Annotated in this window: 16 protein-coding genes; 12 read left to right on the top strand and 4 right to left on the bottom strand. The window is 68.9% G+C overall.

Annotated features, from left to right (window positions below; all coding sequences use genetic code 11):
• Positions 1–24: 24 nt before the first annotated feature.
• The 3 genes from J7520_RS18140 to J7520_RS18150 all read right to left on the bottom strand — a co-directional run bounded on the left by J7520_RS18140 (position 25) and on the right by J7520_RS18150 (position 2,076).
• Positions 25–462 (bottom strand): hypothetical protein, encoded by a 438-nt coding sequence (locus J7520_RS18140; protein ID WP_291191508.1) that lies wholly within the window; start codon positions 460–462, stop codon positions 25–27.
• A gap of 98 nt (positions 463–560) precedes the next feature.
• Entirely contained in the window at positions 561–1,436 is an 876-nt protein-coding gene (gene asd / locus J7520_RS18145; RefSeq protein ID WP_291191511.1) for an archaetidylserine decarboxylase, read from the bottom strand.
• 7 nt (positions 1,437–1,443) lie between these two features.
• A complete protein-coding gene (locus J7520_RS18150; protein WP_291191514.1) occupies positions 1,444–2,076 on the bottom strand; it encodes an SCO family protein in 633 nt (210 codons plus the stop codon).
• Positions 2,077–2,201: 125 nt separating this feature from the next.
• Between J7520_RS18150 and prmB the strand changes: the two genes are divergently transcribed.
• The 8 genes from prmB to J7520_RS18190 all read left to right on the top strand — a co-directional run bounded on the left by prmB (position 2,202) and on the right by J7520_RS18190 (position 11,581).
• Positions 2,202–3,128 (top strand): 50S ribosomal protein L3 N(5)-glutamine methyltransferase, encoded by a 927-nt coding sequence (gene prmB / locus J7520_RS18155; protein WP_291191517.1) that lies wholly within the window; start codon positions 2,202–2,204, stop codon positions 3,126–3,128.
• A 110-nt stretch (positions 3,129–3,238) separates the two neighbouring features.
• Entirely contained in the window at positions 3,239–4,339 is a 1,101-nt protein-coding gene (gene aroC, locus J7520_RS18160) for a chorismate synthase (protein ID WP_291191520.1), read from the top strand.
• Between the two features lie 137 nt (positions 4,340–4,476).
• Positions 4,477–5,490, top strand: coding sequence for a D-glycerate dehydrogenase (locus J7520_RS18165; RefSeq protein ID WP_291191524.1), 1,014 nt, complete (start codon positions 4,477–4,479; stop codon positions 5,488–5,490).
• Between the two features lie 49 nt (positions 5,491–5,539).
• Positions 5,540–6,568: an aspartate-semialdehyde dehydrogenase gene (locus J7520_RS18170; protein ID WP_291191529.1), complete on the top strand. Its 1,029-nt coding sequence runs from the start codon at positions 5,540–5,542 to the stop codon at positions 6,566–6,568.
• A 183-nt stretch (positions 6,569–6,751) separates the two neighbouring features.
• The gene (locus tag J7520_RS18175) at positions 6,752–9,406 is read left to right on the top strand and encodes a FimV/HubP family polar landmark protein (protein WP_291191532.1); all 2,655 of its coding nucleotides are present in this window, start codon (positions 6,752–6,754) and stop codon (positions 9,404–9,406) included.
• Positions 9,407–9,601: 195 nt separating this feature from the next.
• Complete coding sequence (gene truA, locus J7520_RS18180) at positions 9,602–10,369, top strand: tRNA pseudouridine(38-40) synthase TruA (RefSeq protein ID WP_291191535.1); 768 nt, start codon at positions 9,602–9,604, stop codon at positions 10,367–10,369.
• On the top strand, positions 10,366–10,989 hold the full coding sequence (locus J7520_RS18185) for a phosphoribosylanthranilate isomerase (protein ID WP_291191538.1): 624 nt from the start codon (positions 10,366–10,368) through the stop codon (positions 10,987–10,989). The genes truA and J7520_RS18185 overlap by 4 nt, the downstream gene beginning before the upstream one ends.
• A 169-nt stretch (positions 10,990–11,158) precedes the next feature.
• The gene (locus J7520_RS18190) at positions 11,159–11,581 is read left to right on the top strand and encodes a hypothetical protein (protein WP_291191541.1); all 423 of its coding nucleotides are present in this window, start codon (positions 11,159–11,161) and stop codon (positions 11,579–11,581) included.
• On the opposite strand, the gene J7520_RS18195 is transcribed toward J7520_RS18190, so the two are convergent.
• Positions 11,524–13,119: an MASE1 domain-containing protein gene (locus tag J7520_RS18195; RefSeq protein WP_291191544.1), complete on the bottom strand. Its 1,596-nt coding sequence runs from the start codon at positions 13,117–13,119 to the stop codon at positions 11,524–11,526. The genes J7520_RS18190 and J7520_RS18195 overlap by 58 nt on opposite strands.
• A gap of 548 nt (positions 13,120–13,667) precedes the next feature.
• On the opposite strand from J7520_RS18195, the gene trpB reads away from it, so the two are divergent.
• The 4 genes from trpB to J7520_RS18215 all read left to right on the top strand — a co-directional run.
• Positions 13,668–14,906, top strand: coding sequence for a tryptophan synthase subunit beta (trpB, locus tag J7520_RS18200; RefSeq protein WP_291191547.1), 1,239 nt, complete (start codon positions 13,668–13,670; stop codon positions 14,904–14,906).
• A gap of 23 nt (positions 14,907–14,929) precedes the next feature.
• The gene (trpA, locus tag J7520_RS18205; RefSeq protein ID WP_291191551.1) at positions 14,930–15,745 is read left to right on the top strand and encodes a tryptophan synthase subunit alpha; all 816 of its coding nucleotides are present in this window, start codon (positions 14,930–14,932) and stop codon (positions 15,743–15,745) included.
• A gap of 143 nt (positions 15,746–15,888) precedes the next feature.
• Positions 15,889–16,752: an acetyl-CoA carboxylase, carboxyltransferase subunit beta gene (gene accD / locus J7520_RS18210; protein WP_291191554.1), complete on the top strand. Its 864-nt coding sequence runs from the start codon at positions 15,889–15,891 to the stop codon at positions 16,750–16,752.
• Positions 16,753–17,319: 567 nt separating this feature from the next.
• Positions 17,320–22,850, top strand: a 5,531-nt coding sequence (locus J7520_RS18215; protein WP_291191557.1) for a hypothetical protein, incomplete at its 3' end; no start/stop codon positions are given.

Raw genomic sequence — 22,850 nt, forward strand, 5'->3', positions numbered from 1 at the left:
AGCCGGCGGGCGGAGGCCGGCGAATCAGGCCGCTTCGGCCTCGTTGAGCATCCAGCGGTTGAGTTCGGCCGCGGGAATCGTTTCCTTCAGCGTGCGCAGCGAGCGCATCAGCTGGCGGTGCAACTCCTGCTGCTCGCCGAACGGCGAATCCTTGGTCTCGTGGAAGGCGACCGCCAGCCACAACGCGATGCCGCGCAGGCGCACCTGCAGATTGTCCGAGCGCAGGCGTTCGAGCCCGATGTCCGTGCCGCTGCCCCAGGCCTGGTACTTGTCCTCGGGCGGGGTCGCGTACAGGTGCGGGAATTCGCTCTTGGACGCATTGGAAAATTCGCGCAGCGTGATCGCGGCGAGCTGGCGGCGCACGTTCTGCGGCAACTGCTCCAGCGCCTTGTTGATTTCGCGATATTGTCGGCGCAGCTGGATGGAGCGCGTGAGCGCGATCAAACGAGTAATGAGATGCATCGATCCTCCCTGCGTCCCGTCCTTAGGATCGACTGCCGGAAGTAGTCCGGATTTACGTGATTCTAACGTTGACGGCAGGGAGAAGCGCGTTCAGTGCGTCACATTTTGTCGCCGAACGTCATAATTTGACTGGCGTCCAGGCGGCCGACCGCCTCGCCGACGCGCACCGCCTGCTCGGGCAGCAGCTCCGCGGAAAAGCGGCCGAGCGCCGCCGGGAGCAGCACGATTGCCGTCGAGCCCATGTTGAAGCGGCCCATCTCGGCGCCGCGCGCGAGGCGGATGCCGCGGCCGCGGTAGTCGCGGCGGGTGATCGCCGACGCATACGGCGGCACCTCGACGCCGCGCCAGACCGTCTCGATGCCGGACACCAGCATGGCGCCGACCAGGACGACGACGAACGGGCCGCGCTCGTTGCGGAAATGGCAGACCAGGCGCTCGTTGCGCGCGAAGAGGCGGTCGATGCCTTCCACCGCGAGCGCCGCGACGCTGAACAGCCGGCCGGGCACGTGCACCGTCTCGACCAGTTCGCCGTCGAGCGGCATGTGCACGCGGTGATAGTCGCGCGGTGACAGGTAGACGGTGAGGAAGGCGCCGTCGGCGTAGACGGTCGCCGCGCCGGCGTCGCCGAGCAGTTCGGCGACGGTGTAGTCGCGCCCCTTGGCCTGCAGGATGCGGTCGCCGGAAATCGCGCCGGACTGGCTGACGCGGCCGTCGGCGGGGCAGAGGATGGTGCCCGGATCGGCCGCCAGCGGACGCGCGCCGGGTTTCAGCGCGCGCGTGAAGAAGGCATTGAAGTGGGGGTAGGCGGCCGGGTCGGGATTGTCGGCTTCGTCGAGATCGACGCGATAGCTGCGCACGATGCGCCCGATCAGGAAGTTCTTCCACGGCGCGAAGGTCCAGCGCGTCGCACGGCGCACGACCCAGGACAGGAATTTCTGCGGCGCGATGTGCTGCAGCAGGACGGCCAGGCTCATCGGCGTCTCAGCTTCCGTTGCCGGCCGCGAGCGTCTGCAGGTCCGCCGCCATCTTCGCCGCGTCGAACGGCGGCCGGAACAGACCGACCTGGCGCCCGGCCGGGTCGACGATGACGGCCGACGCGCTGTGGTCGACCGAATAGGTGCCGTCCTTCGGTTCGCCGCGCGCGTAGACCATGCCGAGCGCGCGCGTCAGCGGCAGCAGCGCCTCGTCCGGACCGGTCGCGCCGACGAAGTCCTTGCTGAAGAACCCGACGTAGCGGGCGAGTTGTTCCGGCGTGTCGCGCGCCGGATCGACCGAGATGAAGTCGAAGCGCACGCGCTGGCCGACGCCGGCGTCGGCCAGCCGCTGGTGCACCTGCTTGAAGGTGGCCAGCGTGGTCGGGCAGACGTCCGGGCAGTTGGTGAAGCCGAAGAACGCCACCGTCCAATGGCCTTTCCAGTCGGCCAGGGTCAGCGGTTGTCCGTCGCTGCGCGTCAGGCGGAATTCCGGCAGCGCGCGCGGCGCCGGATACAGCACGCCGGCTTCGAGCTTCGGCGCCGACGACGGCTGCATCTGGCGCAGGCCGAGCCAGAGGCCGAGCCCGGCGGCGACCGCGGCGATCAGGATCAACCAGGTCGCGGAAACGCGACCGTGCATGCGGGAAGAGGTCATTCGCCCAGTATAGGCGCAGCGCCCCGCGAACCGCAGCGACGCAGTGACGCGGATCGTCGCCGTCGCGCCCCGACGTATACTGTGCGGCCTCCCGCAATGCAGCAACGCCCGTGACCCAAGAACTCGCGACGATCGTCGACTTCATCCGCTACGGCGCCAGCCGCTTCGGCGCGGCCGGGCTGACCTTCGGCCACAGCTACGACAACGCGCTCGACGAGGCGACGCACCTGGTCCTGCACGCGCTGCACCTGCCGCACGATCTCGCGCCGGCCTACGGCGCGGCGCGGCTGATCGCCGAAGAGAAGCGCGCCGTGCTCGAACTGATCGAGCGCCGCATCGCCGAGCACAAGCCGGTCGCCTATCTGACCGGCGAGGCCTGGTTCGCCGGGCTCAAGTTCAAGTCCGACACGCGCGCGCTGGTGCCGCGTTCGCCGATCGCCGAGCTGATCCAGGCCGGCTTCGCGCCGTGGCTGGACGAGCGGCCGGTCGAACGCGCGCTGGACCTGTGCACGGGCTCGGGCTGCATCGGCATCGCGATGGCCGCGCACAATCCCGACTGGCAGGTCGATCTGGCCGACATCAGCGACGACGCGCTCGCGCTCGCGCGCGAGAACGTCGAATTCCAGGACGTCGCCGATCGCGTGCGCGTGATCCGCTCGGACCTGTTCGCCAATCTCGGCGGCGAGCGCTACGACCTGATCGTCAGCAACCCGCCGTACGTGACCGAGCAGGAATACGCCGCACTGCCGCCCGAATACGGCCACGAACCGGCACTAGGCTTGCGTGCCGGCGACGACGGCTTGGATTTCGCGCTGCGCATCCTCGCTGCCGCACCGGAGCATCTGAACGAGGACGGCGTGCTGATCGTCGAGGTCGGCGAGAGCGAACGCGCCCTGGTCGAGCGGCTGCCGCAGGTGCCGTTCAACTGGATCGAGTTCAACGTCGGCCAGATGGGCGTGTTCCTGCTCGACCGGCGCGATCTGGTCGAGCACGCGGAGGCGATTCGCGCAGCGGCGCAGCAGCGCCGGAAGGCCTGATCGACGCTTCGTGCAGAGTGCCCGCGAAAGCGGGCATGGCGATTTTCCCTCCGAGATTCCTGGATCGTCCCCGCCGTCCAGTGGAGATTCGGGGACACCCGAGGTGAGACGTGTCCAGCAACGCTTTCGGAAAACTGTTGACCGTCACCACCTTCGGCGAAAGCCACGGGCCGGCGATCGGCTGCGTGATCGACGGCTGCCCGCCGGGACTGGCGATCGCCGCCGAGGATTTCCGCGCCGACCTCGATCGTCGCGCGACCGGGCGCAGCCGCTACACCTCGCAGCGGCACGAAGCCGACGACGTCGAGATCCTCTCCGGCGTCTACCAGGGACAGACCACCGGCACGCCGATCGCCTTGCTGATCCGCAATGTCGACGCGCGCTCGAAGGACTACGGCAACATCGTCGAGACGTTCCGTCCGGGCCACGCCGACTACACCTACTGGCAGAAGTACGGCATCCGCGATCCGCGCGGCGGCGGGCGTTCTTCCGCGCGCGAGACGACGATGCGCGTCGCCGCGGCCGTGGTGGCGAAGAAATGGCTGGCCCAGAAGCACGGCGTGCGCGTGCGCGGCCACCTGGCGCAGATCGGCGAACTGGTGCCGCGCGCGTTCGACTGGGAGGCGGTCGAAGCCAATCCGTTCTTCTGGCCCGACGCGGGAATGATCGAGGAGCTGGAGAACTACGTGAACGCGCTGCGCAAGTCCGGCGATTCGGTCGGCGCGCGCGTCACCGTCGTCGCCGACGGCGTGCCGCCCGGCTGGGGCGAGCCGATCTACGGCAAGCTCGACGGCGAACTCGCCGCCGCGCTGATGTCGATCAACGCGGTGAAAGGCGTCGAGATCGGCGACGGCTTCGCCTGCATCGCGCAGAAGGGCAGCGAGCACCGCGACGAGATCACCGCACAAGGTTTCCTGTCCAACCACGCCGGCGGCATCCTCGGCGGTATCTCCAGCGGCCAGGAAATCGTCGCGTCGATCGCGTTGAAGCCGACGTCGAGCATCCTGATCCCGGGCCGCAGCGTGAATCTCGCCGGCGAGCCGGCCGAAGTCGTCACCAAGGGGCGCCACGATCCCTGCGTCGGCATCCGCGCCACGCCGATCGCCGAGGCGATGGTCGCGCTGGTGCTGATGGACCAGGCGCTGCGCCATCGTGCGCAATGTGGTGACGTCGGGGCGGTGGCGCCGCGGATTCCCGGTGCGGTGTCCTAGAGAGAAGAAGCTGGACGCGGATCGACGCGAATGAACACGGATAGAGCGCAATTGGTGAAAGAGCTGCGTCGGCTTCTCTGGATTTCCGTTTTATCCGCGTTCATTCGCGTCGATCCGCGTCAAAAGGCATTTCCATCATGACCCACTCCGATCACCGCCCGCGCATCTGGGTTTCGCGTCCGCTGTTCGACGACATCCTCGATCGCCTGCGCGAGCACTTCGACGTCGAGGTCGAAGACGACGATCGCGAATGGACGCGCCAGGAGATGGCGGAAAAACTCGCCGACAAGGCCGGTGCGATCCTCGGCGTCGCCGATCCGGTCGACGCGAGCGTGCTCGCGCACACGCCGCTGCTGCGCGCGATCGCCAATCGCGGCGTCGGCTACAACAACCTCGACCTCGCCGCGTTGAGCGCGGCCGGCGTCGTCGCGACCAACACGCCCGGCGTGCTCGACGAAACCGTCGCCGACTTCGCCTGGGCGCTGATGCTGGCGACGGCGCGGCGCGTGACCGAGGCCGAGCGCTATCTGCGCGCCGGCGAGTGGAAGGGCATGTCCTTCCACATCCTGCTCGGCGGCGACGTGCACGGCCGCACGCTCGGCATCCTCGGCATGGGGCGGATCGGCCAGGCGATCGCGCGCCGCGCCGCCGGTTTCCGCATGCCGGTGATCTATCACAACCGGTCACGCCTGGACGGCGCGATCGAGCAGGACTGCAAGGCGCGCTACGTCGATCGCGACACGCTGCTCGGCGAAGCGGACTTCCTCGTGCTGACGGTGCCGATGACGGCCGAGACGCGGCACATCGTCGGCGCCGCCGAACTCGCGCGCATGAAGCGCGATGCGTTCCTGATCAACATCGCGCGCGGCGGCGTGGTCGACGACGCGGCGCTGGTCGCGGCGCTTTCGGAAAAGCGCATCGCCGGCGCCGGGCTCGACGTGTTCGAGCGCGAACCGGCCGTGCCGCCCGCGATGCTCGCGCTCGACAACGTCGTGCTGACGCCGCACATCGCCAGCGCGAGCCTGGCGACGCGGCGCGCGATGGCGGGCATGGCGGTCGACAACCTGATCGCCGCGCTCGGCTACGGGCCGGATGCCGGGCGTCCGCCGAACGCGATCAATGCCGATTCGTCATTGGCGCGCGCAGGTTGATCCGATCCATGCTGCAACGCCTTTCCTTCTTTCCATTCTCGGCTGAACGATGAACCAGAAGACGAAATACAACGTGGCGATCGTCGGCGCCACCGGCGCGGTCGGCGAAACCCTGCTGGCGATCCTGAAGGAGCGCGACTTTCCGATCGGGGACCTGGTGCCGCTGGCGAGCGAGCGTTCGGCCGGCGGCAAGGTCGCGTTCGGCCATCGCGAGATCGTGGTGAGGAACCTCGCCGACCACGACTTCAACGGCATCGACATCGCGTTCTTCTCGGCCGGCGGCAGCGTCTCCAAGGTGCACGCGCCGCGCGCGGCGCAAGCCGGCGCGGTGGTGATCGACAACACTTCCGAGTTCCGCTACCAGGACGACGTTCCGCTGGTCGTCGCCGAAGTCAATCCGCACGCGATCGCGCAGTACGCGACGCGCGGCATCATCGCCAATCCGAACTGCTCGACGATGCAGATGCTGGTCGCGCTGGCACCGATCCATCGCGCGGTCGGCATCGAGCGCATCAACGTCGCGACGTACCAGTCGGTGTCCGGCGCCGGCCGCTCCGGCGCGGAGGAACTCGGCCGCCAGACCGCGGCCCTGCTCAACTTCCAGGAATTCGAACCGAAGAAGTTCCAGGCGCAGATCGCCTTCAACCTGATCCCGCAGATCGACGACTTCCAGCCGAACGGCTACACCAAGGAAGAGATGAAGATGGTGTGGGAGACGCGCAAGATCCTCGAGGACGCGTCGATCCAGGTGAACCCGACCGCGGTGCGCGTGCCGGTGTTCTACGGCCACTCCGAAGCGGTGCACATCGAGACGCGCGAGAAGCTGACCGCCGAAGCCGCGCGCGCGCTGCTGGAGAAGGCGCCCGGCGTGGTCGTCGTCGACGAACGCAAACCGGGCGGCTATCCGACGCCGGTGTCGCACGCGGCCGGCAACGACGAGGTCTTCGTCGGGCGGATCCGCGAGGACATCTCCCACCCCCGTGGCCTGGACCTGTGGGTGGTGTCCGACAACATCCGCAAGGGGGCCGCCCTGAACGCGGTTCAGGTCGCCGAACGGTTGATCGAGTCGTATCTCTGAGGCGCTCCGCGACCGTCATCATTTCGTCATCCGGCCGGCGCGGCGGGTGCGGAATGTTGACCGGTTCGCGGATCGTCGCGGGCGAAGCTTTCTCAATCGCCTTTGGAGGTTACGATTGTGTTATAAGCCCGTTTCGAGATAGCCCGTCACGGGCAGGCCTATGAGATTTTGGGGGGACGCCAGATGAAACGATCGTTGCAGCTTCCGCTTGCGATCACGCTCGCGCTGGGCGCGACGAACGCGCTGGCGCTGGGCCTCGGCCCGGTGCACGTCAATTCGAGATTGAACGAGCCACTGAACGCCGAGATCCCGGTGATTCAGGGCACCGCCGGCGAGGCCGAAGGGCTGCTGGCCAACCTGGCCGGTGCCGAGGATTTCGAGCGCGTGGGCCTGAATCGCTCGCGCCTCACGGTGCCGCTGGAATTCGCGGTGACGAAGAACCCGCGCGGCGAGGTCTTCATCAAGATCACCAGCAAGGAGCCGGTGCGCGACAGCTTCCTCGACGTGCTGGTCGAGGCCAACTGGCCGAAAGGCCGGCTGCTGCGCGAGTACGCGATCCTGCTCGATCCGCCGGCCACCGCGCCGGCGACGACGACCCGCAGCACGGCCACGGCCGGCGCCGCTCCGGGTGCGCCGGGTTCCGTCGCGCTGGTCAAGCGCGAGCCGCGCCCCGAACGCAGCGCCGCCGCGGCCGCGCCACGCGCGCCGAAGCCGGCACCGGTGGCCGAGCCGAAGCAGCCGAAGGCTTCCGCTGCCGGCGAGTACGGTCCGGTCGAGCCGGGCGACACGCTGTCGGCGATCGCGCGTTCCGAAGGCGTCGCCGGCGTCACGCACAACCAGATGATGCTGGCTCTGCTGAAGCACAATCCGAACGCGTTCTACAAGAACAACATCAACGCGCTGAAGCGCGGCGCGATCCTGCGCATTCCGTCCGCCGCCGAGGCGAAGGAAATCGGCTCGGCCGGCGAGGCCGCCGCGCAGGCGCAGGCGCAGATCGAAGACTGGCGCGGTGGCCGCGCCAGCCCAACCCTGGTCGCCGATGCCGGCAGCAAGCGCGCCGAACCGGTCGCCGCTGCCGAGAAGACCAAGCCGTCGGCGGGTTCGACTGCCGCGGCGAAGACGTCCGAGCGCCTGGAACTGGTGCCGCCGAAGGCCGGCAAGGACAGTCTCGCGATGGCGGACCGTCCCGGTACCGGCGGCGGCAGTGCGGCGCTGACCGAGATCAAGGCCGAATTGTCGCGCGCGAAGGAAGCGTTGACCGCGCGCGACCAGGAAACCGGCGAGCTGAAATCGCGCGTGCGCGAGCTGGAAGACCTGAAGGGCAAGAACGATCGCCTGATCAACCTGAAGGACTCGGAGATCGCCGAACTGCAGCGCAAGCTGAAGGAAATGCAGGACTCGTCCGCCAAGGGCGGCGCCGCCAAGCCGGCGGCCGCTGCGGTCGCCGCTCCGACGGTGGCGAGCGCGCCGGCCGCGAAGCCGGCATCCGACGGCGACAAGAGCCCGCCGAGCAAGGACGAGATCTGGGGCAATGCCGACGCTGCGGCCGCCAAGCCCGCGTCCGACGCGGGCAAGCCGGCCGGCGACGCGGCGAAGCCCGCCGATGCAGCGAAACCCGCCGACGCGCACAACGCCGCCGGCGAAGCCGCCAAGCCCGCTGCGGCGACGGCTGCGGGTGCGGTGTCGACCACGGTGCCGCTGCCGGAACCGCCGGCCACCACCGCTTCGACACCGGCGTCCACGCCGGCCGCGCAGACCACGCCGACGTCCTCCTCGTCCGCGCCGGGCTCGCCGGCGACCAGTACCGCGTCCACGCCGCCCGCGACGGCACCCGCCACCGCACCGAAACCGGCCAGCGCCGCCACGGCGCCGAAGACCGACGCCAAGCCCAAGCCGAAACCCGCACCGGTTGCGTCCGCGCAATGGTACGAGGAGCCGTGGGTTCTGCCGTCGGCGCTCGGCGGCGGCGCGCTGCTGCTCCTGCTCGCCTTGTTCGGAATGCGCAAGCGCAAGCCGGCGGCGGCTGCGGCCGAACGCGGCTCGATCGCCAGCGCATTCGGCGACTCGCCGCTGTCGGCGGCCGGCGCGGAAGCGTCGACCGATCCGGCCTACGACACCGAGGAAACCAGCCTGCGCGAGCAGATCGCACACGACCCCTCCAACCTCGGCCTGCGCCTGGAACTGCTCAGCATCCACTACGCCGAGCGGGCGACGGACAAGTTCGAGGCCGCCGCGGCCGAGATGCACGGCTACGTCAGCGATCCGACCCAGCCGGAGTGGCAGGAAGCGATGGCGATGGGGCAGGAGATCGCGCCGCACAATCCGCTGTTCTCCACTGCTTACCGCAATGCGGCCGACGCGATCGGGGATTCCGAGCGGGTCGATTTTTCCGCTCCTTCGCACGCGGAAACCTTCGAGCATTCGAACACGCTCGTCGACGATTTCTCGACCGAGTTCGAGCCGATTGCCGAGCCGCTGACGCAGCCCGCGCATGCGGAGTCGCGGCTCGGTTTCGGACTGGACGAGGAAACGTTCCAGCCGCACGCGGTCGAAGCCGCGCCGGCACCGGCGGCGAAGCACGACGACGGCTTCAGTTTCGACCTTCCGCCGCTCGACTTCGAGCCCGCCAAGCCCGTCGCGTCCGCCGAGCCGGCCGCGCACATCGACGACGACTATTTCGCCGGCGAAGACGCGGTCGGCACCAAGCTCGACCTCGCCAAGGCCTACATGGACATGGGCGATCCGGAAGGTGCGCGCTCGATGCTCGACGAGGTCATCGCCGAAGGCAGCGACGCGCAGAAGGCCGAGGCGCATCGGTTGCTGGCGGAAGTGCGCTGAGAAGCCGTGATTCGGGATTCGTGATTCGGAATTGGCAAGAAGCACGAACGCTTTCGCTCGCCTGAGGCAGGCACTCGGCGACACTTCCCCATAAGCTCAGCGTTTCGGCTTGCGCCGAAGCGCTGAGTTCGTACGCTCACGAATCACGAATCACGAATCACGAATCACGAATCACGAATCACGAATCGCCGCCCCATGCGCCTCGCCCTAGGCATCGAATACGACGGCACCGATTTCTCCGGCTGGCAGCGCCTGTCGCACGGGCGCAGCGTGCAGGGCGATGTCGAGGCGGCGTTGTCGTTCGTCGCCGATCATCCGGTCGAGGTCACCTGCGCCGGGCGCACCGACGCCGGCGTCCACGCGCGATGCCAGGTCGTGCATTTCGACACCGAGGCCGTGCGCAGCGAGCGTGCCTGGATGCTCGGCACCAATTCGCGGCTGGGGCGCGACGTCGCGGTGATCTGGGCGCAGCCGGTGGCCGCGGAGTTCCATGCGCGCTTCGGCGCGCGCGCGCGACGCTATCGCTACACGATCCTGAATCGTCCGATCCGCGCCGCGCTGGCCGCGCGCTTCGTCGCCTGGGAGCGCGTGCCGCTCGAGGTCGAGCCGATGCAGCGCGCCGCGGCGGCGCTGATCGGCGAGCACGATTTCAGCGCGTTCCGCACTGCGCAGTGTCAGGCGAATTCGCCGATGCGCGAGGTGCGCGAGATCGCCGTCTCGCGCCACGGCGACGAAGTCGCGATCGAGATCGAGGCGAACGCGTTCCTGCATCACATGGTGCGCAACATCGTCGGCTCGCTGCTGCCGATCGGCCGCGGCGAGCGCCCGCCGCAGTGGCTGGGCGAACTGCTGCGCGGCCGCGACCGCAACCTCGCCGGGCCGACCGCGCCCGCAGGCGGATTGACCTTCCTCGCTCCGCGCTATCCGGCGCAGTGGAACCTGCCGGCCGCGGTGACGCTGTGACCCGCACGCGCATCAAGTTCTGCGGCTTGACGCGCGCGGACGACGTGCGCGCGGCGGTCGCGCTCGGCGTCGACGCCCTCGGTTTCGTGTTCACGCGCAGGAGCCGCCGCTTCGTCGAGCCGGCGGAGGCGCGCGCGCTGCGCGGCGAGCTGCCGCCGTTCGTCGACGTCGTCGCGCTGTTCATGGACGACGAGGCCGACTGGATCGAGCAGGTCGTGTCGATCGTGCAGCCGGACCTGCTGCAGTTCCACGGCGAGGAAACGCCGGAGTTCGCCGCGCGCTTCGGCCGGCCGTATCTGAAGGCCGTGCCGATGGCCTCGGTCGCCGACGCGGCGGCCTACGCACGACGCTACGTCGGCGCGCGCGGCTTCCTGCTCGACAGCCACGCCAGCGGCGCGGTCGGCGGCACCGGTGCGGCGTTCGACTGGTCGAAGTCGCCGCGGCTCGCGCAGCCGGTGGTGCTCGCCGGCGGACTCGACGCGCGCAACGTCGGCGAGGCGATCGCCATGCTGCGGCCGTACGCGGTGGACGTGTCGAGCGGCATCGAAGCGGCACCCGGCGTCAAGGATGCGGCGAAGATGCAGGCATTCGTCGCGGCCGTGCGCGCGGCGGACCGCTGAAGCGGGGCACTCGGCGGTAACGTCGGCCGCGCGGGAACGAGTGTTTTTTGTCGCAACGTCCACTTGTCCGAGATGTGCTAGCGTCCTTCGATGGTGCGATTGGCACCTTCAAACTCTTCGAGACAGGTGAGTTATGGCGACGCTTCTTCGTAATTCGTCACGCGTACTGGTGGCAGGAATGCTCTTCTCGGCGGCGGGTTCCGCTCTCGCCGGTCCCCCTTGCTGCCTGAGCGAACCGCACGGCACGGCCAAGGCGACGACCGGCCTCGGACAGGCGACGCTATCGTCCGCGAACGTCAGCCAGAGCCCGGCGTGGAGCGCCTACGAGCTGGAGCGCGACGGCATCCAGTATCTGCAGGTCAACGACCGCAACGGCAACGCCCGCGTGATCATCGGCAACATCGGCGAAACCTTCTGGAGCCTGCCGGCGGGCAACAAGACGGACGTGGTCTCCCTGCCCAATCAGCTCGTCGCGATCCCGGCGGGCGCCACGCGGACGGAGGTCTATCGCAAGGCCTACGTCGTGCTGGCGGCCTACGAGGCGAACGGCGGCATCATCTGGTCGATCGAGGCGCCGGACGGAACGCGTTGAGTCGTCGCCGGCGCTCGTTCCGGCTCGTTGAACAATAGGCGAATGTGATTACGGCGGCACCGCACCGTGCCGCCGTAGATCAGCGTGCGCCCCGTCAGCGAATCGAGGACGCGCGTGGTCGTTTCGGGCGAGAACGTACGCAGCCGGTCGAGCAGATAGACGTTGATCACGATCCCTTGCTGGGCGTTCCTGCGCCCGCAGCGCGCGCGAATGCGGATCGCTCCGGTCTCGTGCTTGAGGAGGATGGCGACCGCATCGCAGATGCTGCGATACGCGGCCAACTGCAGGCCGAGGCTGAGCCGGCACGGATTTCCGGTCAGGTGCGGCGGGGCCATGCGATCGGACTGGTCCCACACGCCGGTGATGCCGCTGGACTGCAGGACCAGGTACAGGCCGTAGTGCTCGATGCCCGACGGATAGATCAGGCTCAGCTGTTCGCGGAACAGCTGCGATTGGGTCACGCTGGACCGCAGCATGTCCATCGCGGCGGTGTTGTGTCCGCGCTCGCGCAGCCATTTCACCGCCTGCTGCAGCGCGTTGTCCATGTCCTCGCCGAGCAGCTTGATCTGCGCCGCGCCTTCGCGCAGTTCGCGCTCGGTGGCGAGCAGGTTCGCGCGCGCCAGCGTCAGCGTGTGCCGCTCGATCTGGTCGCGATGGATGAACTTGTAGTAGAAGTGGGAGACCGTCGATCCGAGCAGCAGCAGCGCGGTCCCCGTCATCGCGAGGATTTCCTGCGCGAGGAAGGCGTTCGGATCGTTCGATCCGGGTACGCCGGTGCGCTCCATCGTGAATCCGAAGACCAGATTCAGCGCGGCGACGCCGACGGCCCCGCCCTGCCAGCCGTGCAGGCACGTCAACGCGATCGCCGGCAGGATCATCAGGATGCGCAGGCTGTTCTTCGCCGCCACTTCCGTTTCCGGCAGCAGCATCGCGTAGACGCCGAGCACGACCAGGATGGTGAGCGCCGCGACCACGTCCAGGCGCCAGCGCGTGGAGAACTGGATGGACAGGTTGCGATGCCTCCAGAACATCACCAGCGGCGCGAAGATCAGGATGCCGAGGTAGTCGCCGATCACGAACGTGATGGCACCGTCCCACGACACCACCGTGTGCCGCGTCGGCATCAGCAGCCAGGCCAGACCCAGGTTGAGTATCGTGATGCAGACGGCGGACAGCGCCGCGACCGAGAGAAGCCCGTAGGGATTGCCGGAAGCGAGCAGGCGCCGATGCTGATGCACGATGAGCGCAGCCATCGGCATCAGCACGGCCGAGGAAACCACTACCCAGGGCAGACCGAAGCGCTCGATCAGCGGATAGCGCATGTACGCGAACGCCGCGTATTCGCCGGCGATCAGATAAGGCCAGTAGCGCGGTGCGAACAGCAGAAGCGCGCCGACGCGCACACCTGCCGACAACACCCACTGGTCGACGGAGATCTGGCGCACTCCCCAGAACACGACGGCGTACGCCAAGACCAGCAGCAATCCGCTGAGGCGAATGCGCAGCTGAAATTCCTGTTCCAGCCAATTGGGTCGCACGGACACGGCCTCTTTTGTGACTTCCAAGTGAAGATTGCGTGAAGCTACGACGCAAGGCTGGATGCCAGGCCTCAAGCATCCTTGCCCAGGCTCGTTAGCGTCAAGCCATCACGATGTAAACAAAGCCAAATGTGCGAAAAACCCGACCAGCGGACGGCCCGCCGAGACGAGTCTTCACGGCATCGTCGAATGACGCGCGATCGGGCCGATCCCGTCGGATCCGCGAACACCTCCGCGAAGGCAGATGCATGAATGGCGCCAGCCGTCGTGCGAGCCCTTGCCGATGCCGAGTCGGCGAATGGGCGCGGCAGGGCGAACCCGCGCGGAATTGAGTACGCTATGCCGACTCCGATGAGCCCTTCGATCCGCCCGTTCCCGTCGCCGCCGTTCGGCCGCTCGCTGCGCCGTTGGCGCCGCGTGCCTGCAGCCGCGGTGCGATAGCGGCACGCGCATCGGCGTACGCGCGCGGCAAGCGGCCTGCGCCGTCGAAGCGTTCGCGAGTCGTGCCCTGCCGCACGCTCGCCAGTCGACCCGTTCCGGAGAATCCCATGTCGTCCCCATCCGTTGCTGCCGCGCCCGTCGCGGCGATCGATTATCTGCACTACCCCGACGCCCGCGGTCGCTTCGGCGACTACGGCGGTTCCTACGTGGCCGAGACGCTGATCGCGCCGCTGGCCGAATTGACCGCCGCCTACGAGACGCTGCGCGCCGATCCGGCCTTCGTCGCCGAGTTCGAGCGTGACCTCACGCACTACGTCGGACGGCCGTCGCCGATCTATCACGCCGAGCGGCTGTCCAGACAGATCGGCGGCGCGCAGATCCTGCTCAAGCGCGAGGACCTCAATCACACCGGCGCGCACAAGATCAACAACACGATCGGGCAGGCGCTGGTCGCGCGCTCGATGGGCAAGCGTCGCGTCATCGCCGAGACCGGCGCCGGCCAGCACGGCGTCGCCACCGCGACCGTCTGCGCGCGCTTCGGCCTCGACTGCGTCGTCTACATGGGCGCCACCGACATCGAGCGGCAGAAGATCAACGTCTACCGCATGAAGCTGCTCGGCGCCGAAGTCGTCCCGGTCACTTCCGGTTCGAAGACGCTGAAGGACGCGCTCAACGAGGCGATGCGCGACTGGGTCACCAACGTCGCCGACACGTTCTACATCATCGGCACCGTCGCCGGCCCGCATCCGTATCCGCAGATGGTGCGCGACTTCAACAGCGTGGTCGGCCGCGAGGCGCGCGCGCAGATGCTCGGGCAATACGGCCGCCTGCCGGACGTGATCACCGCCTGCGTCGGCGGCGGCTCGAACGCGATCGGCTTGTTCCACGCGTTCCTCAACGATCGCGACGTGCGCATCGTCGGCGCCGAAGCGGCGGGCGAGGGCATCGAGACGGGACACCACGCCGCCTCGCTCGCCGCCGGCCGCCCCGGCGTGCTGCACGGCAACCGCACCTACGTGCTGTGCGACGACGACGGCCAGATCACCGAGACGCATTCGGTGTCGGCCGGACTCGACTATCCCGGTGTCGGCCCCGAGCACGCGTTCCTGAAGGACAGCGGCCGCGCCACCTACGTCGGCGTGACCGACGAGGAGGCGCTCGCCGCGTTCCATCAGCTCGCGCGCACGGAAGGCATCCTCGCCGCGCTCGAATCCAGCCACGCCGTCGCGCAGGCGATGAAGCTCGCGCGCGAACTGCCCGAGGACGCGCTGGTGCTGTGCAACCTGTCCGGCCGCGGCGACAAGGACGTGCACACGATCGCGGCGAGGGAGGGCATCGCGCTGTGACTTCCGCATCCGCAACTGAAGACGTGAACCGCATCGACCGGCGTTTCGCCGAACTGAAGGCCGCAGGCCGCACCGGCCTGATCCCGTTCGTCACCGCCGGCGATCCGCTGCCGCCGGCGACCGTCGCGCTGATGCATGCGCTGGTCGAGGCCGGCGCCGACCTGATCGAGCTCGGCGTTCCGTTTTCCGATCCGATGGCCGACGGTCCGGTGATCCAGCACGCGAGCGAACGCGCGCTGGCCAGAGGCGTCGGCCTGGCGAAGATCCTCGAATGGGTGCGCGAATTCCGCACGCGCGACGCGGCGACGCCGATCGTGCTGATGGGCTATCTCAACCCGGTCGAGATCCACGGCGCCGCGTGTTTCGCGCGCGAGGCGGTCGAGGCCGGCGTCGACGGCGTGCTGCTGGTCGACTGCCCGATCGAGGAGATCGACACCGCCGCGCCGCTGCGCGAAGCGGGCCTGCGGCAGATCTTCCTGGCCGCGCCGACCACGACCGACGCGCGCCTCGGCCGCGTCTGCGAGGCGGCGCAGGGTTTTCTATACTATGTCTCCTTCGCGGGCATCACCGGAGCCGACCGGCTCAGTCAGGACGACGTACGTACGCGCGTCGGCGCGATCAAGCAGCGCGCGCGGACGCCCGTTGCGGTCGGCTTCGGCGTGCGCGACGCGGCTTCGGCCGCGGCGATCGGCGAATTCGCCGATGCGGTGGTGATCGGCAGCGCGCTGGTCGAGCGGCTTGCCGCGGCGACGGACGCGGACGACGCCCGTGCCCGGGCACGCGACTTCCTGGCGCCGATCCGGGCAGCGCTGGATGCGCGGGGAAGCGGAGAAGCCTGAAACACGAAGGGCACGAAGAGAAGCGTCGAGATGAAAGGCCATGGTTCGTTCTTTCTGCGTGATCTTCGTGTCCTCGGTGGTCCACTCTTTTGATTTCGATTCCGGTCTGCCGATCCGCTGACCGAAGAGATACGGAAAAGCACATGAACTGGTTGCAGAGACTCGTCGGGCCGCGCACCCGCGCCGCCGGCGCAGGCAAGGGCAAGGTGCCGGAAGGCCTTTGGGAAAAATGCGAGGGCTGCGGCGCGGTGCTGTACAAGCCCGAGCTGGAAGCCGCGCTGATGGTCTGCCCGAAGTGCGGTCATCACCATGCGATCCGCGCACGCGCGCGCCTGTCCGCGTTCTTCGACGCCGGCACCGCGCAGGAACTGTTCGCCAATCTCGAGCCGATCGATCCGCTCAAGTTCCGCGACACTAAGAAGTACAAGGACCGCCTGGTTGCCGCGCAGAAGCAGACCGGCGAGAAGGACGCGCTGATCGCGATGCGCGGCGCCTTGAAGGGCCAGCCGGCGGTCGCGGCGGCGTTCGAGTTCTCCTTCATCGGCGGCTCGATGGGCTCGGTCGGCGGCGAGAAATTCACGCGCGCGGCCGAACTCGCCCTGGCCGAACGCATGCCGCTGGTCTGCTTTTCGGCCAGCGGCGGCATGCGCATGCAGGAAGGCCTGTTCTCGCTGATGCAGATGGCCAAGACCTCGGCCGCGCTCGCGCGCCTGCGCGACGCCGGCGTGCCGTTCGTCAGCGTCCTGACGCATCCGACCACCGGCGGCGTCTCCGCCAGCCTCGGCATGCTCGGCGATCTCAACATCGCCGAACCCAAGGCGCTGATCGGCTTCGCCGGCCCGCGCGTGATCGAGCAGACCGTGCGCGAGACCCTGCCCGAGGGCTTCCAGCGTTCCGAGTTCCTGCTCGAACACGGCGCGGTCGACCTGATCGTCGACCGCCGCGAACTGCGCGACAAGATTTCCGCCGTGCTGGCTCTGCTAACCCGGCAGCCGCGCGCCGCGTAAGTCGCGCGCAGCGACGCGGCCGGTCGATTCGGCCCGGCGCACCGCACCGCACCGCCGGCGTTCCGCATCGGCGGCCCCGCCTTTCCGCTCGAACCGGCATCCGCGCCGGGGCGTTCGAGCACCTTCCTTTCCCGCCGCCGTGACGAAGCACGCCATCCCCGTGGCGCAGCCTCGCGCGCGCGGCGCGTCGCCTGGATCGCGCGCCCGCTTCCCGGGCTCCCCCGTGCCTTCGCGGCACGTCCGGAGGCCGTCCCTCGCGCTGCGGAAACGAGCGAAGGGAGGCGGTGCGGGCCCTTCATCGGGAAATCGGAAGGGAACAGATCAATTCTTTGCTTTGCGTCACAAGTTTTCACTTTTAGAATGTGAGGTATTTCGCACAATGTGTAATCAGGGGCGGTCGATCGAATCAACGGGCTGTGACCCGCTGACGACGGCCAGCACCTCCTGTGGTTGAACGCGATTCGTCGTCAGGGGGAAGTCATGAGTCATCGTTCTGGGAAGGAAGGTCGGGCTGCTGTATCTCGTGCGGCTGCGGCCGCACGCCGCGGCTTGGCCGGCAAAGCCTGCATGGTGTTGGCGCTGCTCGCCGGCGCGCCGCTGGCGTACGGGTCGGGAGCCACGTCGCAGCGCGACGTGAATCCGACCGGCGGCGTGCTCGCCACCGGGGCGGACGGCTTGCGCATGTACTGGGGCAGCAACAGCCAGTTCCAGGTCAATCTGGGCGGCAGCGGACAGGTCTACTCGACGACGGGCCAGCCGACGAACGGCACCTTGTTCAACAGCGTCTATCTGCGCGTCGACCGCGGGACGAACGCGACGACACGCGTCTACAACAACTCCAACAACGCAACGGGCGCGCCTTTCTCGACCTTCACGCAGGTTTCCCAGAGCGCCATCAGCGGCCTCGGCACGGCGGCCTCGCCGTGGGTGGTGACCACCGTGCTGCGTCCGTCGGTGGCGGACGACAGCGGCATCACCGTCACGCTGACCGACAGCTACGTGCGGCCGCAAGGCTGGTTCACGCGGCGCGTCTCGCTCACCGGGATGCCCACCACCGGCGCCGCGATCAAGTTCTACCAGAACGTCGACACGTACCTGCAGGGCGGCGACAACGGACCCGGTTTCACGCGCACCGGCGCCGGCAACACCACCGGCATTCCCGACGTCGTCGGCGTCATCAAGAACAGCCAGTTCGAGGCGCTCTGGTACGAACCGTCGTCGGGCACGCCGATTTGGGATCGCTACTTCACGGGTCGCTACTCGTCTCCGAGTACTCTGATCTGCAACGGCACGACGACGGCGAGCAATCCCTGCGTCACCGGCACAGGCAATCTCGACAACACCGTCGATACGAATGCCAATACCGACAACGGCATGGCGGCGCAGTGGAACGTGCCGGCCGGCCTGTCCTCGTACACGGTCGAATACCGCGTCACGTTCGCGATGGGCGCGGTCGACCTGACCAAGGCGTTCAGCCCCGACACGATCGCGCTCAACGGCACTGCCACGCTGAGCTTCGACCTCAGCAACAAGACCGTCAACGCCGTGGCGAGCATGACTTTCCTCGACACACTGCCGGCCGGCGTCGTGGTCGCGCCGGTGCCCAACATCCGCACCAACTGTCCCGCCGGCGGTGCCCTGGGCACGACGTTCCCGTCCGGCATGACCGTCACCGCGGTCGCCGGCAGCGGCACGATCCAGCTCGCCGGAGGACGCGTCAACGGCGCGGCCAGCGCCGGAGGACAGAATTCCTGCCAGATCACCGTCGACGTCACGTCGGGAACGGCGGGGGTCTACCACAACACGAACGCGAGCATCTCCGGCACCAACAACCTCACCAATCTGGTCGGCGACGAAGTGCTGTCGGTGGCGATCCCGCAACTGGTCGCCGGCAAGTCGGTCGTCGGTACCCTCTCGGCCGGGCAGACCGGCGCGGCGGGAGACGGCTACTACCAGATCACGGTGCAGAACAACGGCACTGGTTCCACTGTCGGCGCGATCACCCTGGCGGACAATCTGCCGGTCGGCGTCACCGCGACCGCCGTGTCGAGCCCCAACGGAACGGTCAACTGCGGCTCCCTGCCTGCGGGCGGGACACTGTCGTGCACGTTCACGCCGAGCGCGCCGATCGCGGTCGGTGGCTCGGCGACCATCCGTATCAACGTGGCGATTGCCGCGACGGTCAACGGCTCCGTGACGAACGTCGTCGGCGTCGCCGGCGGAGGCGATCCCGACCCGCTGCCGACCTGCCCCAATGCCAGCAATGCGCAATGCGCGCAGACGACCACGCCGGTCACGCCGAGCGTCGACTTGTCGATCAGCAAGACCGACGGCCGCACCACCTACACGCCCGGCGCCGCGCTGACCTACACCATCGTCGTGGCCAACGCCGGCCCCGGCAACGCGGTCGGCGCCACGGTGGCCGATACCTTCCCGGCGGTCTTCTCGGGCACCTGGACCTGCGTCGGCGCGGGTGGCGCGACCTGTCCGGCCTCCGGCAGCGGCAACATCAACGCCTCGGTTTCGATTCCGTCCGGCGCCAGCGTGACGTTCACGGTCTCCGGCACGGTCAGCGCAGCGGCGAGCGGCGACCTGTCCAACACCGCCACGGTGACGGCGCCCGCGGGCAACGTCGATTCGAACCCCGCCAACAACCAGGCCACCGACACCGATACCGCGGCCCCCTCCGCCAACCTTTCCGCGGTGAAGACCGGCACGCCCAGCGCCGGCTACGGCGGCGCCCTCAGCTACAGCGTCGTCGTCAGCAATGCCGGGCCGAGCAACGCGAATGGTTCGACCTTCAGCGACAACGTTCCGGGCGGCATCAGCAACGTCGCCGCCAGCTGCGGCTCGCCGACCGGCGGCGCCGCCTGCGGTACGGTGAACGTGGCCGGCAACGCGGTGACGAGCACGATCACGACCTTGCCGGCCGGAGGCAGCGTGACCTTCACGATCACCGGCAACGCACCGACCAGCGGCACCAGCGTGAGCAACAGCGCCTCGGCGCAGCCGCCGGCGGGCACCACCGATCCGGATCCGAGCAACAACACCGGCACGACGACGACCACGCTGCTGCAGCCGCAACTGACGGTGACGAAGACGGCGACGCCGAACCCGTTCACGGTCGGCCAACCGGCCAGCTACACGATCACCGTCACCAACAGCGGCGCCGGTCCGACCGCCGGCAACATCACGATCTCCGACCCGTTGCCGGCCGGGATCGCGATGACCGGTTTCAGCGGCGCGAACTGGAACTGCGCCGGAACCACGGCGGTGACGTGCATCTACACCGCCACCCTGGCGGCCGGCGCCAGCGCCAGCGTGACGCTCGACGTCGGCGTCGGCCCCAATGCGGCGAACGGCAACAACACCGTGACGGTGACCGGCGGCGGCGACACCGGCTGTCCGGCGGCGCCGCGCTGCAACGGCTCGGTCGTGGTACCGGTCAACGCCGCGGCCGACGTCGCGGTGACGAAGACCGTCGACAACGCCGCGCCGAACGTCGGCGAGACGGTGACGTTCACCGTGACGGCGACGAACAACGGCCCGAACAACGCCACCGGCGTGGCGATCACCGACGCGCTGCCGGCCGGCCTCACCTTCGTCTCAGCGACGCCCAGCCAGGGCAGCTACGACAGCACCAGCGGCCTGTGGACGGTCGGTGCGCTGGCCAACGGCGCGAACGCGACGCTGGCGATCACCGCGACGGTGATCCAGACCGGCTCCATCACCAACACGGCGACCAAGTCGGCCGGCGACCAGTTCGATCCGAACGCCAGCAACAATGCCGGCTCCGCACTGCTGAACGCGCAGCCGAGCGCGGACCTGCAGGTCAACAAGACGGTCAACACGGCGACGCCGAATCTCGGCGCGCAGGTCACCTTCACGGTGACCGTGCACAACGCCGGCCCGAACGACGCCACCGGCGTGGTCGTCGACGACCTGTTGCCGCTCGGTCTCGGCTTCGTCTCGGCGACGCCCTCGGCGGGCACCTACGACAGCGGCACCGGCGTGTGGACGCTGGGCGCGCTGGCCAACGGCGCGAGCGCGACGCTGACGATGGTGGCCAGTGTCGACGCGGTCGGCGATCTGACCAACACGGCCTCGATCGCCGCGTCCGACCAGCACGACCCGAACACGGCCAACGACAGCGGCGGCGCGACGGTGAACGGCCAGGCGGCCGACATCCAGGTGCTGAAGACGGTCGACCAGGCCAACCCGACGCGCAGCCAGGACGTGACCTTCACCGTGACGGTGACCAACCAGGGCCCGAAGGTCGCGACCGGCGTGCGCATCCTGGACGCGCTGCCGGCCGGCCTCACGTTCGTCTCGGCGACGCCGAGCCAGGGCACCTATGTCGACACGACGGGCGTATGGACGATCGGCACGCTGGCGGCCAGCGGCGGCGGCGCGGTGGCGACGCTGACGATCGTGGCGAGCGTGGATACCGACGCCGCGGTGACTAACACGGCGCAGCTCGACGCGCTGGACCAGACCGATCCGAACCCGGCCAACAACAGCGCGAGCGCGTCGCTGACGCCGATCGCGAGCGCCGACGTGAGCGTGACCAAGACCGGTCCGGCCAGCGTCGGCTACGACGGCGCGCTCAGCTACGCGGTCGTCATCACCAATCACGGCCCGAGCGCTGCGGACGGAACCACCTACAGCGACACGCTGCCGGCCGCGATCACCAACGTGGCGGCGCTCTGCGGGCCGGTGACGGGCGGCGCGGTGTGCGCGGCGCCGACCGTGGCGGGCAATTCGGTCAGCGGCACGATCGCGACCTTGCCGGCCGGCGGCAGCGTGACGATCACCATCACCGGCAACGCGCCGACCAGCGGCAACAGCGTCACCAACAGCGCCTCGGCGCAGCCGCCGGCCGGCACCACCGATCCGGATCCGGGCAACAACACCGGCACCGCGACGACGACGGTGCTGCAGCCGCAGCTGACGGTGACGAAGTCGGCGACGCCCAATCCGTTCACGGTCGGCGAGCCGGCCAGCTACACGATTACGGTCACCAACAACGGCGCCGGCCCGACGGCCGGCGCGATCACCATCGACGATACGCTGGCGACGGGAGTCACCCTGACCGGCGCGACGGGAACGAACTGGAGCTGCACCGGGACGACGACGCTGAGCTGCACCTACAGCGGCGTGCTGGCGGTGGGCGCGAGCACGACGCTGACGCTCGACGTGGCGGTCGGCGCGAGCGCGACCAACGGCCGCAACACGGCGACGGCGAGCGGCGGTGGCGATCCCGGCTGTCCGGCCGCCGGCCGATGCAGCGACGACACGGACGACGTGCCGGTGACGGCCTCGGCGAATCTGTCGGTTGCGAAGAGTGGCCCGGCCACGGCAATCGCCGGCACGAACGCGACCTACACGCTGGTGGTGAGCAACGCCGGCCCAAGCACCGCGACCGCGGTCAGCCTGGCCGACCCGACGCCGGCCGGCCTGAGCTTCGTCGCGGCCGACGCGCCGTGCGCAGCGGGTTTCCCGTGCGCGCTCGGCGATCTCGCCGCCGGTGCGAGCGTGACGGTGAACGTGACCTACGCGATCCCGTCCGGCCAGACCGGCACGATCGCCAACACGGCGACCGTGTCGAGTCCGACCAGCGATCCGGACACCAGCAATAACAGCAGCACCGCGACGACCACGTTGAGCGGCAGCGCGGACGTCTCGGTGACGAAGAGCGGCCCGGCCACCGTGACGGCCGCCGGCACGCTCACCTATACGATCGTGGTCCGCAACGCCGGCCCCAGCGACGCGAACGGCACCGCCGTCAGCGATCCGCTGCCGGCGGGCCTGACCAATGCCAACGTCACCTGCAGCAACGAAACCGGCGGTGCGGTGTGCGGCGCGTTCGACACCAGCGTCGTCGGCACCATCGCGACCTTGCCGGCCGGCGGCAGCGCGACGCTCACGATCACCGCGACCGCGCCGAACGAGGCGACCTCGCTGACCAACACCGCCAGTGTGGCGCCACCGGCGGGCGTGACCGATCCGACGCCGGGCAACAACCAGAGCACGGTCGAGACCGAGGTCGAGGCCAGCGCGAACCTGTCACTGGTCAAGAGCGGGCCGGCCTCGGTGAC

Source organism: Dokdonella sp., from assembly GCF_017744955.1.
Lineage (GTDB): Bacteria > Pseudomonadota > Gammaproteobacteria > Xanthomonadales > Rhodanobacteraceae > Dokdonella_A.